General features: G+C 37.6%; 13 protein-coding genes. 2 read left to right on the top strand and 11 right to left on the bottom strand.

Annotated features, from left to right (window positions below; all coding sequences use genetic code 11):
* Window positions 1-29 precede the first annotated feature (29 nt).
* Together APB85_RS05830 and APB85_RS05825 are read right to left on the bottom strand one after the other, a co-directional pair.
* Window positions 30-755 carry an ABC transporter ATP-binding protein gene (locus tag APB85_RS05830; RefSeq protein ID WP_057482399.1) on the bottom strand — a complete coding sequence of 242 codons (726 nt, stop codon included), beginning with the start codon at window positions 753-755 and terminating at the stop codon, window positions 30-32.
* Window positions 756-767: 12 nt separating this feature from the next.
* Entirely contained in the window at window positions 768-2,252 is a 1,485-nt protein-coding gene (locus APB85_RS05825; protein WP_057482398.1) for a DUF5687 family protein, read from the bottom strand.
* A 192-nt stretch (window positions 2,253-2,444) separates the two neighbouring features.
* On the opposite strand from APB85_RS05825, the gene APB85_RS05820 reads away from it, so the two are divergent.
* Both APB85_RS05820 and APB85_RS05815 read left to right on the top strand, forming a co-directional pair.
* On the top strand, window positions 2,445-3,491 hold the full coding sequence (locus tag APB85_RS05820) for a ferredoxin--NADP reductase (RefSeq protein ID WP_057482397.1): 1,047 nt from the start codon (window positions 2,445-2,447) through the stop codon (window positions 3,489-3,491).
* Window positions 3,492-3,545: 54 nt separating this feature from the next.
* Window positions 3,546-4,556, top strand: a complete 1,011-nt coding sequence (locus APB85_RS05815; protein WP_057482396.1) for an ABC transporter ATP-binding protein — start codon at window positions 3,546-3,548, stop codon at window positions 4,554-4,556.
* Window positions 4,557-4,891: 335 nt separating this feature from the next.
* Here APB85_RS05815 and APB85_RS05810 read toward each other — a convergent pair whose 3' ends face one another.
* From APB85_RS05810 to pdxA, 9 genes are all read right to left on the bottom strand, one after another.
* Window positions 4,892-5,344, bottom strand: coding sequence for a hypothetical protein (locus tag APB85_RS05810; RefSeq protein WP_057482395.1), 453 nt, complete (start codon window positions 5,342-5,344; stop codon window positions 4,892-4,894).
* Between the two features lie 122 nt (window positions 5,345-5,466).
* Window positions 5,467-6,138, bottom strand: coding sequence for a monofunctional biosynthetic peptidoglycan transglycosylase (gene mtgA / locus APB85_RS05805; protein ID WP_057482394.1), 672 nt, complete (start codon window positions 6,136-6,138; stop codon window positions 5,467-5,469).
* A complete protein-coding gene (locus tag APB85_RS05800; RefSeq protein ID WP_057482393.1) occupies window positions 6,135-7,250 on the bottom strand; it encodes an NAD(P)/FAD-dependent oxidoreductase in 1,116 nt (371 codons plus the stop codon). Before APB85_RS05800 ends, mtgA begins: the two co-directional genes overlap by 4 nt.
* Before the next feature lie 130 nt (window positions 7,251-7,380).
* Window positions 7,381-8,733, bottom strand: a complete 1,353-nt coding sequence (gene accC, locus APB85_RS05795; RefSeq protein ID WP_057482392.1) for an acetyl-CoA carboxylase biotin carboxylase subunit — start codon at window positions 8,731-8,733, stop codon at window positions 7,381-7,383.
* Between the two features lie 54 nt (window positions 8,734-8,787).
* Window positions 8,788-9,297: an acetyl-CoA carboxylase biotin carboxyl carrier protein gene (gene accB, locus APB85_RS05790; protein ID WP_057482391.1), complete on the bottom strand. Its 510-nt coding sequence runs from the start codon at window positions 9,295-9,297 to the stop codon at window positions 8,788-8,790.
* 20 nt (window positions 9,298-9,317) lie between these two features.
* A complete protein-coding gene (locus tag APB85_RS05785) occupies window positions 9,318-10,313 on the bottom strand; it encodes a beta-ketoacyl-ACP synthase III (protein ID WP_057482390.1) in 996 nt (331 codons plus the stop codon).
* Window positions 10,314-10,489: 176 nt separating this feature from the next.
* The gene (gene rpmF / locus APB85_RS05780; RefSeq protein ID WP_037318365.1) at window positions 10,490-10,687 is read right to left on the bottom strand and encodes a 50S ribosomal protein L32; all 198 of its coding nucleotides are present in this window, start codon (window positions 10,685-10,687) and stop codon (window positions 10,490-10,492) included.
* 9 nt (window positions 10,688-10,696) lie between these two features.
* Window positions 10,697-11,236, bottom strand: a complete 540-nt coding sequence (locus tag APB85_RS05775) for a YceD family protein (protein ID WP_057482716.1) — start codon at window positions 11,234-11,236, stop codon at window positions 10,697-10,699.
* A gap of 96 nt (window positions 11,237-11,332) precedes the next feature.
* Window positions 11,333-12,379 carry a 4-hydroxythreonine-4-phosphate dehydrogenase PdxA gene (gene pdxA / locus APB85_RS05770; RefSeq protein WP_057482389.1) on the bottom strand — a complete coding sequence of 349 codons (1,047 nt, stop codon included), beginning with the start codon at window positions 12,377-12,379 and terminating at the stop codon, window positions 11,333-11,335.
* Window positions 12,380-12,461: the final 82 nt, after the last annotated feature.

Below are 12,461 nucleotides of genomic sequence, written 5' to 3'. Positions count from 1 at the left end.
GCTTCTTTTTGCAAACGCAAACCAATTCATTATAGTTCTTCTACCGGAGTGGCGCCAACTTCACGCGAAAAATAGCTTTCTAATTCACTTAAAGTAGCTTCAGAGGTTTTAATATCTTTTACCGGTTCGCCCTTATCTAAAACCACAATGCGCTCACAAACTTCGGTCACGTGAATAAGATCGTGGCTGGAAATTAGCACCGTAGTTTCCCTGTTTTCAGTAAGTTTTTTAATAATCTTTTTTAGGCGAATTTGAGTGGTAGGATCTAAATTAGCAAAAGGTTCATCTAAGATCACCACTTTTGGGTTTCCTATTAAAGCCGCAACAATACCAACTTTTTTCTGGTTTCCTTTAGAAAGATCTCGTAAATATTTCTTTCGGTCTAAAATTTCTCCGTGAAAAAAATCTTCAAAATTGGCTAAAAACGAATCGATATCAGCTTTATTAGCCCCGCGTAATTCCCCCACAAAATAGAAGTATTCTTCCGGGGTTAAATATCCAATAAGAAAACTTTCATCTATAAAAGAAGCGGTAAAAGGTTTCCAGTCTTCACTTTGACTCACCGTGATCTCGTGGTTAAAAATGTTACCGGTAGTTGGTTTAATTAAATCCAGCAATAAGCTGAAGAAAGTTGTTTTCCCGGCCCCGTTATTACCTACCAGGCCAAAACTTTCTCCTGTTGGGATATCGAGATGATCTATGTTTAGAACTTTTGTTCCGCCGTATATTTTACTAAGGTTTGTAGCTGTTATCATAATTATAAAATTTTATTCGCCGGTTTGTTTAAAGCCGTTAATCATCGCATATTTTCTTTTTCGGTAAACTCCCGCAATGTATTCCATTAAACTAGCGCGTAAAACAAGACCAAGCACTCCCAGGCTTGCAAGTCCTATTAAAGCTGCTTCAAAACTTATAAAGAATTCTAAAAGCCAGAAAATTAAGACCGGCACCACCATTAAAGGAATAGAAACCAACCATTGTGCTGCTCCAGTGCCCTGGTAGTTCATAAACGGACTTTTATCAAGGTCTATTTTCTTTTTGTTGAAAGACCCTGAATAGAGTAAAATAGGAACATTTACCCCAATATTATATAAAGCGGCTACCATATTTATCAATAATATATTCCAGCCGAAATAAATATAAGGTGTAGTAAGAATAGCCAGTATTATTACGCTAAAACTAAGCAATAACGCTTTAGACGAAAGGTAATCTTTCATAGGAATGTTCTGCGACATAATTAAGGGATAATATGAAGCATCCCATGAAGGTACAAACTGCCCAAAATTGATCATAAATATACCGGTCATAAAAATACCTATAAACACATAGAAAGCTTCAAACTGGTGGTAAGCATCGTTAGGATAAAAGAACAACCCGTAACCCAACAAAATAAAAGACATATAAATTGTGGTTTTTGGTCTTTTGTTTCGCCATATCAGTTTTAGATCTTGCTGAAGAAAAGGAGCAAGCGTTCCAAATTTTCTGGTCCATCCAAAATCCTTTGTATCGGCATCTTTTTGTTTCTGCTTTAAACCGGCATCCAAATAAAATTTACTTTCCAGGTTATGTTGATTCCATTTAAATAGAACTACTAACAGAACTATAGGAATAATTACCAAATAAGGGTTTAAAACAAGAAAATCTAACATTTTCCCAAACCAGAAACTAATTTCAAAAACCCTGAAGTATTCCAGAGCCGCCAAAACTACCACGGTAAGAATCGCAGGAATTAAAGCCTTTAGATCATCGGTAAATCTCTTTTTAAAAATAAAATTCAGAAAATTGATACATTGGGTGATGGCTATCATAGCAAGCATCCAGCCTATAAGGTTCCAGGTCCCATAATCAGCCTTATAAATACAAAAAATTCCGAAGGGAATTATAATAAATAATGGCAGGAAATTAAAGAAGGAATACATAGACTTGCTCAAAACAAAATTCACTGCTTTGCGCCTGGAAATTGGTAAATTTAAAAGCGGTTTTATGTCCAGAACCGGCAAGGTTTGAATAAAAAACCTAAAACCTAGCTCAAACACCAGCCATAATAATACAAACCTGTTTACCAGCTGTAACGGATCCTGATCTGGAAAATATTCCTTCAATAAAGGATAAAGTCCAATTCCCAAAGCAAGAAAAGCGACCGAAAAATATAAGGCCAGGAAAATTAGCAGGACTTTTAACCCAATACTTTTCCCAACACTCGCAGAACGGAAGAAAGATTTCCATTCTAACCATAAAAATCGTTTAAACATAATTTATAATTTACCCAATAATTGGAATTAAAAACGCGCTGGTATCCATCCAAAAACTGAGGAGTGCTTAGACTAAAAAATTGTTCATCTCCACAATACCAATATCGATTACCTTACAAGTATAGAAATTTAGGCATTTGTTACACTCTTTAATTTCACATACTTTGTATTTTTGCCAAAAATAATTTTTTGATGAGTACGTTTTTTCCATTAGAGATAAAAGAAGTAATTAGGGAAACCCCACAGGCAGTGAGCTTGTCTTTTAATATTCCAGAAAACTTAAAAGAAGAGTTTAAATTTAATGCTGGCCAATATATAACGATAAAAGCAAAATTAGGCGACGAAGAATTAAGACGTGCATATTCCCTTTGTTCGGCACCAAATTCGGGAGAATTTAAAGTGACCGTAAAAGAGGTAGAAGGCGGAAAATTTTCGGTAATCGCCAATAACAAGCTTAATGCGGGCGACATTTTGGAAGTTCACCCACCAGAAGGCAAATTTATTCTCAAACCTAGCGGCGAAGCCAGGACTTATGCAGCCTTTGCTGCCGGAAGCGGAATTACACCGGTACTTTCTATCATAAAAACGGTCTTAGCCGAAGAACCTAAAAGCAGGTTTGTGCTTACTTATGGAAATAAATCTCCTGAAGAAACCATTTTCTTTAAGGAATTACTTGAACTGCAAGCAAAATTTCCTGATCGGCTTTTTATTGAATTTGTATACAGCCGTACTAGAGAAGACAATTCTCACTTTGGAAGAATTGAAACCAGCACGGTAAATTTTGTGGTTAAAAACAAATTTAAAGAACATGCTTTTGATGCTTTCTACCTTTGCGGGCCAGAGGAAATGATCAACCAGGTAAGTGATGTTTTAAAAGAAAATGGAGTGACCGAAGACAAAATTCTTTATGAACTCTTTACTTCTGAAGACACAGGTGCTATAGAAACCAATGTAGAAGGACAAACCGAGCTTACCATTATGGTAGACGATGAGGAAACTACTTTCTCGATGGATATCAAAGAAACAGTATTGGATGCCGCTTTAGAGCACGATCTAGATGTGCCATATTCCTGCCAGGGCGGGATTTGCAGCAGTTGCATTGCCAGGATCGTAGAAGGAAAAGCCGAAATGCGTAAAAACCAGATCTTAACCGATGAGGAGATCGAAGAAGGCTTGATCCTTACCTGCCAGGCACAACCACTTACCCCAAAATTAAAAGTAGACTACGACGATGTATAGTTTCTTTGGCAAGAAAGGCTGAAAAGATTATCTTGTTAAGAACAAATCAATTTTATGCTGAAACTCAAAAATGTCTCTTTTGCCTATGCTGAAGAACCGGTTTTAAAAAACATAAGTTTTAAGCTTGAAAAAGGAGAAAATCTCTCGGTGATTGGAGAAAGTGGCTGCGGAAAAAGCACATTGCTTAAACTTATTTACGGCTTACTTCATACCGATGGAGAGATTTTTTGGGGAGAAAAGGAATTATTAGGGCCAAAATTCAACCTCGTGCCTGGAGAGCCATCGTTTAAATACCTGGCACAAGATTTCGATCTCATGCTTCCCTTAAGTGCAGCCGATAATATTGGGAAATACCTCAGCAATCAATATCCACAGAAAAAGAAGAAGCGCATAAAAGAGCTGCTGGAAGTTGTTGAAATGACCGAGCTAGCCGATAAGAAAGCGAAACTTTTAAGCGGTGGCCAGCAACAGCGGGTAGCTTTAGCACGGGCGCTGGCCAAACAACCCGAACTGCTTTTGCTGGATGAACCATTTAGCCATATAGATCATTTCAGGAAAAATAATTTACGCCGAAGACTTTTTGCTTATTTAAAAGACCAGAATATCGCCTGTATTGTGGCCACCCATGATAGTACCGATGCACTTTCTTTTGCCGACAAAACTGTCGTCCTGAAAAATGCAAAAATCTATGCGGAAGATGCTCCCTCGGAATTATATCAAAATCCGCCAAATAAATATGTAGCTTCCCTTTTTGGCGATGTAAATGAATTTATGCTAAAGGACCTCGTTGAAGATGAAAGCAGCCGAAAAAAATTAATTCTTTACCCTGAAGAAATAAAATTTTCCAAAACTTCCGGAATAAAAGCAACAGTAAAAAAATCCTGGTTTAAAGGTGAAACCTGGCTAATTGAAGCCAGTTTAAACGGAAAAACTGTATATTTTAATCATTTACAGGAATTAAAAGAAGGAAAAAAAATAAATCTAAAAGTTTCAGAGAAATTAATCGAATCCAGGTTGAAGCAGTTTAATCTTCGCCACGAATACACGAATAATTCCAGTCGATAGTCTGTAGTCATTAGACGTTATATATAAAATTATGGCCCAAAAACCCAAGCCTAATACCCAGGGATAAACGCCATTTCTTCCAAGAGAGAAGTCCGCAGACCGGAAGGGTTTGATCTTGTTTCTTGTTTTTTATTCTTTACTATCGTCATTTCGAGCGACGCAGGAGCGCGGTAATCTTTTGAATGAGAGTTTCATTTATGCGGATTGCTTCAGTCGTGCTTTCTGAGCAATCACGCATTGTTTTTTGTAACCTAACCCCACCTTTATTCATTCCCTTTAAAAGTAGAGAAGCAATTTTATAGAATATTCGTGTATTCGTGGCTAATCATTTTAATTTAAAACACTTCAAGTATTTCAGCTGATTTCCCGTTGAAGGTAATTTCTTCTCCGGCTTTTTTATGAAGCAATAATTGCGCGATCGGGGAATTGGCGCCAATGGCAAAATATTCATCGCCATCTACAATAATACGATCTGCCGGGATGGCGATAAAATAATTAGACATATTGGTCTTTACCGCAGTTCCCAATTGAGCGGAGCCATTGTTAGTTCTGCTTTTAGCAATATTAAGCGTATTTCTAAGATTTTTAAATTGCTGTAGCTGTTCGGCTAGTTTATTTATTTCCAGGTTTATCATTTCCCGGCCGGTTTCATATTTATCGCCCGCACTGCTTTTGGTTTCGTTTTCCAGATCACTTTCCAGTCCGGCCATAGAAGCTTCAATCCGCTTTATACGTTCTTCCACATAAGCCTCGCAAACTTTATAAAGTTTTTCTTTTATTGAATTCATAGGTTTTTTTAGCTAAAAGCCACAAATAGTTTTTTCAGTGGTCATCCTGAATTTATTTCAGGATCTAAGATATTAGAATCTGAAACAAGTTCAGATTGACGATAAATGAAATTATTGTAAATTTATTCCAATGTAAATTTCCCATAATTCTGCATTTGCCTTACAATCCAGTTTTTTCTTTGATTTATATAGTTGCTTGCGGGATTTGCCCGGTATTCCCGGGGGTTCGGTAAAACCGCGGCAATAGCAGCGGCTTCGTAAATAGAAAGATTTGCCGCCGATTTGTTGAACCAATGCTGTGCAGCAGCTTCTGCGCCGTAGACTCCCCGGCCCATTTCAATACTATTGAGATAAACCTCTAAAATTCGTTCTTTACTCCAAAAAGTTTCGATCAAAAATGTGAAATAAACTTCCAGGCCTTTTCTAAACCAATTTCTCCCCGGCCATAAAAACACATTCTTTGCTGTTTGCTGGGAAATTGTACTGGCACCGCGCACCCGCTTTCCTTTTTGATTGTCCTCAATTGCCTTCTCTATAGCTTCAAAATCAAATCCATTATGTTTTACAAAATTTTGATCTTCGCTGGCAATCACACTAAGTTGCAAATGCCGGGAAATATCTTGTCGTGGCACCCACGAATGCCGTATTTCTTCTTCAGGATTTTCAAAATAACGAATAGCCATTAAAGGGGTGAATGGTACCGGAAGCCATTTATATAGCAAAACCATAAAAATGGAAAATAAGATTAAACCACTTATAAGTTTCAGGATAAATTTGAATATTTTCTTGATCATGCTACCAATTCTGAAAGTTCTTTTCCTACTAAACTACCAATGGCTACGCCCATCCCGCCTAACCGCACTCCGCAATAAACGTTTTCTGAAATCTGTTTTACTATAGGGTTTTTCTGTTTTCCAACGCCCATAATTCCGCTCCAGCGTTGATCAATTTCAAAGGAGGTTTCAGGTAAAACGGTGGTGTTAAGCAATTCTTCCAGCTTCCGCTGAATAAGTTCTGTTTGAGCGATTTCGGTGGTTTCTTCGGACTTAAAATCTAAATTTCTGCCACCGCCTAAAAGAATGCGATCGTCAATATTCCTGAAATAATAATAACCCTTATCTAAATGAAATGTGCCTTTGATCTCCAGGTCTTTAAACGGTTTGGTGATCAACACCTGGGCGCGTGCCGGTTTTACCTGAGCAATGCCCAATTTTTCTGAAAAACCATTAGTAGCGATCAATAATTTCTTTGCCGAAAATTCTAATTTATCGGTTTTGATATTTACAGCATTTTTGGTCTCAATGAATTCTTCCACAGTAATATTATTCAGAATTTTGATGCCGGCCTTCTGCACTTTGTATAGCAGAGTCTCCAACATTTTTCCGGTATTTAATTGCCCTTCAAATTGATTAAAGATGAGTTTTTTCTGAACATTTCGAAATCCGAAGTTGTCTTTTTGAATACTAAAAACGACGTCACCAAATACCGGTTTTAGCATCTCATTGAGTTCAGGCAACTTCGCTTTACAATCTGCAAAAAGTGGCTGATCTTCTTTGGTAAAAAGTTCGTAACCACCATATTCTTTATAGCCTATATTTTGGTCTCCCAGATTCTTCCGAAGTAAATTCAAGCCTTTTAAGCGCTTTTGAATAAGTTGCATCACTTCTTCCTCTGTATGGGAATTTAGATCATCTAGGATCTCAGAAACGCTTCCAAAACAGGCAAAACCGGCATTTTTTGTACTAGCTCCATTTGGTAAGGTGCCACGTTCTAAAACCAGGACTTTAGATTTTGGAAAACGATTTTTTAAGTTTAGTGCACAATTTAGCCCAGTAATTCCGCTGCCGATAATGCAAAAATCAATATTTGAAAACCAGGTTTTGGTTTCCCAGTAAGAAAGGTTCATGGAGTTGGTTAATTTTCAATGAAAATACGAAATAAAAAAAGACCTCACAGGTTTAGAAAATCTGTGAGGTCTTATGCTTTAACTATTCTAGATGTTAGATTCTGAAACAAGTTCAGAATGACGTTGAAATTTAATCTTCTTCGAGTGGTTTCATTTTAAAATCTTCCATAAACTTAGTGGTATAATTCCCTTCAACATAGTCTGGGTGATCCATAAGTTGTCTATGAAATGGAATGGTAGTTTTCACACCTTCTATCACGAACTCATCTAATGCACGTTTCATTTTGTTGATCGCTTCTTCCCTCGTTTGGGCGGTAGTGATCAATTTGGCGATCATAGAATCGTAGTTTGGCGGAATGATATATCCGCTATAAACGTGTGTATCTATTCTCACCCCGTGCCCACCTGGCGCGTGTAAATTAGTGATCTTCCCGGGAGAAGGCCTAAAATTATTATAGGGATCTTCAGCATTAATTCGGCATTCTATAGAGTGTAATTGTGGGAAATAATTTTTCCCGGAAATTGGCACTCCTGCTGCTACAAGAATTTGCTCTCTAATAAGATCGTAATCTATTACCTGCTCGGTAATTGGGTGCTCTACCTGAATACGCGTATTCATTTCCATAAAGTAGAAATTTCGGTGTTTATCTACCAAAAATTCTACTGTACCTGCGCCTTCATATTTAATATATTCTGCAGCTTTTACGGCAGCTTCTCCCATTTTCTTCCGAAGACTATCGGTCATAAAAGGAGAAGGAGTTTCTTCGGTTAATTTTTGATGACGGCGTTGTACCGAGCAATCTCTTTCAGAAAGATGACAAGCCTTACCTCTACTATCTCCAACAACCTGTATTTCTATATGGCGAGGCTCTTCAATAAGCTTCTCCATATACATATCGTTATTATCAAAAGCGGCTGCAGATTCCTGTCTAGCAGAATCCCAGGCAGCCTGGAGATCTTCTTCTTTCCATACGGCACGCATTCCTTTACCACCACCACCAGCAGTAGCTTTAAGCATTACCGGGTAACCAACTTCTTTAGCTAGCTTTTTACATTCGGTGAAGTCTTTTATAATCCCTTCTGATCCTGGTACGCATGGAACTCCGGCAGCTTTCATTGTAGCTTTTGCCGTAGCTTTATCTCCCATTTTCGCAATCATTTCAGAAGAAGCTCCGATGAATTTTATATCGTGCTCTTCGCAAATCTTTGAAAATTTAGCATTTTCAGAAAGGAAACCATAACCGGGATGAATTGCATCGGCATTAGTGATTTCCGCGGCAGCGATAATATTTGAGATCTTAAGATAAGATAAATTACTTGGGGGAGGTCCAATACATACGGCCTCATCAGCAAACCTTACGTGAAGGCTTTCAGCATCTGCAGTAGAATAAACCGCAACTGTGCTAATTCCCATTTCTTTACAGGTGCGAATTACGCGCAAAGCGATCTCGCCCCTGTTTGCAATCAATATTTTTTTAAACATACCTATTGTTTTTTTGGCCCAGGAAAAAGTACCTTAAGCTAAATGGGCAGTAATTTATGATGGATCTACTAAGAATAAAGGCTGATCGAACTCTACCGGAGAGGCATCATCTACCAGTACTTTTACGATTTTTCCTGAAACTTCGCTCTCTATTTCGTTAAAGAGTTTCATAGCTTCAATCACACAAAGTACATCGCCTTCTTTAACCGAGTCACCAACTTCTACGAAGGTTGGTTTGTCTGGAGAAGGTTTGCGGTAGAAAGTTCCAATAATAGGAGATTTTACCGTGATATAATTTGAATTATCCTCACCAGCTGATTTTTGATCATCACTGCTCTGCTGTGCACTTTCCTGTGAAGGTGCCGGTGCTTGCTGTTGCTGCTGTTGCGGCTGTGCAGGCATTTGTGGCATTTGGCCACCCATAGGCACTTGTTGAACAATAGTTTCTTTCTCGTCTGAGCCTGTTCTAATAGTGATTTTTACATCGCCAGTCTCCAGTTTTACTTCACTGGCACCAGACTTGGCCACAAACTTAATTAAATTCTGAATTTCTTTTAAATCCATAATATTAGGGTGTTGGTTTTTTAAGAATTATATGCCCATTTCAAGTAGGTAGCTCCCCAGGTGAAACCGCCTCCAAATGAAGCAAAAACTAAATTATCTCCTTTTTTGAATTGCTTTTCATAATCTCCAAGCAATAAAGGCAAAGTAGCCGATGTAGTATTTCCATAGCGCTCAATATTCATAAGCACTTTTTTATCGTCAAGTCCCATGCGCTGAGCCGTGGCTCCCACAATTCTTTTATTTGCCTGGTGCGCAACAAGCCAATCTACATCATCATTCATTAATTTATTGCGCTCCATAATTTGTTCACTAACTCCAGACATATTAGAAACCGCAAATTTAAAAACGGTTTTACCATCCTGCCTTACATAATGTAACTTGTTAGCTACAGTTTCTTCACTTGGTGGCATTAATGAACCACCAGCTTCTATTTTTAAAGATTCCCTTCCTATGGAGTCACTTCTTAGAATCTCGTCTTGTAAGCCAAGACCTTCTTCATTTGGTTCCATAAGTACCGCACCTGCACCATCACCAAAGATAATACAAGTAGTTCTATCAGTATAATCAATTATAGAAGACATTTTATCGGCTCCTACCACCAATACTTTTTTATAGCGCCCAGATTCTATATATGCTGATGCTGTAGACATCGCATATAAAAATCCTGAACAGGCAGCTTGAAGGTCGTATGCAAATGCATTGGTAGCGCCAATTTGGGTAGCAATATGTACACCTGTAGAGGCTACGGGTAGATCTGGAGTTACAGAAGCAAGAATCACCAGGTCTATCTCTTTTGGATCGAGATTAGATTTTTCTATAAGGTTTTTGGCTGCTTCTATTCCTAAGTATGAAGTTCCTTTACTAGGGTCTTTAAGTATTCGGCGTTCTCTAATTCCGGTTCTGCTGAAGATCCATTCATCATTGGTCTCTACCATCTTTTCCAACATTTTGTTGGTCAACACATCCTCGGGCACATAGGTGCCCACAGCGGTAATAGCTGCTGTGATTTTATTCATAGATTTGACTTTTAAACCCCTTCTACGCTTAGAAAAACGCAAAAATATCTAAAGAAAAGTACTAATTTTTCTTTGACTGGGCGTGCAAATTAAGGCCTTTTTAGCACTTATTCAACTTAAAACAAAAAACTCCCACGAGGTGAGAGTTTATATAAAAGTTAAAGCTCTATGTTAAACTAAGCTTCTATTTCTTCAGTATTATCAATTAATACCTGACCTCGGTAATATAATTTACCTTCATGCCAGTGTGCTCTGTGGTATAAATGAGCTTCTCCTGTTGTAGGATCTGTAGCTATTTTTGGTACCGAAGCTTTGTAATGTGTCCTTCTTTTATCTCTTCTTGTTTTAGAGATTTTTCTCTTTGGATGTGCCATGGCTTGCTGTTATTTATCGTTTAATAAGTTTTTTAATTTATCCCAGCGAGGATCTATTTCATCCTCATCATTTTTATTCTCGTTATTATTAATACTTAATTCCTCAAGTTTATCAAGTACTTCTGAATCTAAAGTTCCGTCTTCTACCCCGGGATGAACCCTCTTTAATGGTATAGATAGTACAATAAGTTCGTAAATATATTGCTGAACATTCACCTCATATTCACCGTGCGGCAAAATTAGCAAATCTTCATTTTCATCATTAAACTCTTCACCAAATTTTATAACCAAAAATAAACTTCCATCAATTGGCTGGTCGTATGGCTCATTGGTAAGGTCACAATTTACGTTCACAGAACCGGATGCTTTAAAAGTAAGCTCCATCATTGTTGTTTTTTTCTCTAACAACAAATCAATTTTTACGTTGGAACTGTTTAGATCGTCGTACTCAAAATGCTCAAAGAACTCATTATCAATATCGTATTCAAACTGGTGTTTTCCCAGCTTTAACCCTACAAAAGGGATCGTATACGCTGCTAAATTCCTCATCTCATCATCAGTTTCTTGCCCGAGCAGCTTCTGCTTAGGCGGGTGCAAATATATAAAAATTAATAAATTAGAGCGCTGTTATAAACAAATTTTTGTTTATAACTTTTTACCCTGTTTCTTTAAAGGATTTTTAGTGAGCTCCTTATATTCTTCGCGGCACTTATATATCTCTATAGCACGAAAAACAGCTTCCTTAAATGAGTTAATATTTGCTGAATTAGTTCCGGCTATCTCAAAAGCGGTACCGTGATCTGGCGAAGTTCTCACCTTGCTCAATCCTGCGGTAAAATTAACTCCGTTCCCAAAAGACAGGGTTTTAAACGGAATTAAACCCTGGTCGTGGTAAGAAGCCACCACCGCATCAAAATTTACATAATTTTTTGAGCCGAAAAAACTATCTGCTGAAAATGGGCCAAAGACCAGGTCTCCTTTATCGCGTAACTTCTGAAGCGTTGGTTTTAAAATTTCTTCATCTTCTTTCCCAATAACTCCATTATCTCCGCTATGAGGATTTATACCCAAAACAGCGATTTTAGGTTTTTGGATTCTAAAATCCTGTTTTAAAGTTTCCTGGATTATCTTCAGTTTCTTTTCGATTAATTCTGGTGTAATCGTATTAGCGATATCCTTTAAAGCTACGTGGTCTGTAAGCAAGCCTATTTTTAAGGTATCGGTAATCATAAACATAAGGCTTTCGCCTTCCAGTTCTTTCGCCAAATAATCGGTATGTCCCGGGAAATTAAAATCTGCCGACTGAATGCTGTGTTTATTAATTGGTGCGGTTACCAAAACATCTATTTCATCTGACTTAAGTGCATGGGTAGCAGCCTGTAAAGATTTAAATGCATATTCCCCAATTTTTGGATCTTCTTCTCCAAAATTAATGTTAACGCCTTCTTTCCATACGTTTACGACGTTTATTTTTCCGTCAATTGCCTTGGAGGCATCATCTATTCCCTGGTAATTTAAAGAAAGATTAAATTGCTTCTTTAAGAACGTAAGCACTTTGGTAGAAGCAAAAATAATCGGTGTACAAAAATCCAGCATTCGGGAATCATCAAAGGTTTTAAGCACTATTTCACTGCCAATTCCATTCAAATCTCCTATACTTATTCCTAATTTCACCTTTTCCGCGTGCTTCATCTGCTCAAATTATTTGGGTTAGCTATTCTACGACTTTTATCAATCTCAACCCAGGTATAAATATGAATTTGTTCCTGGATAT

Source organism: Salegentibacter mishustinae (genome assembly GCF_002900095.1).
GTDB classification, from domain to species: Bacteria; Bacteroidota; Bacteroidia; order Flavobacteriales; family Flavobacteriaceae; genus Salegentibacter; species Salegentibacter mishustinae.
This window is presented reverse-complemented; position numbering and strand designations above follow the sequence as displayed.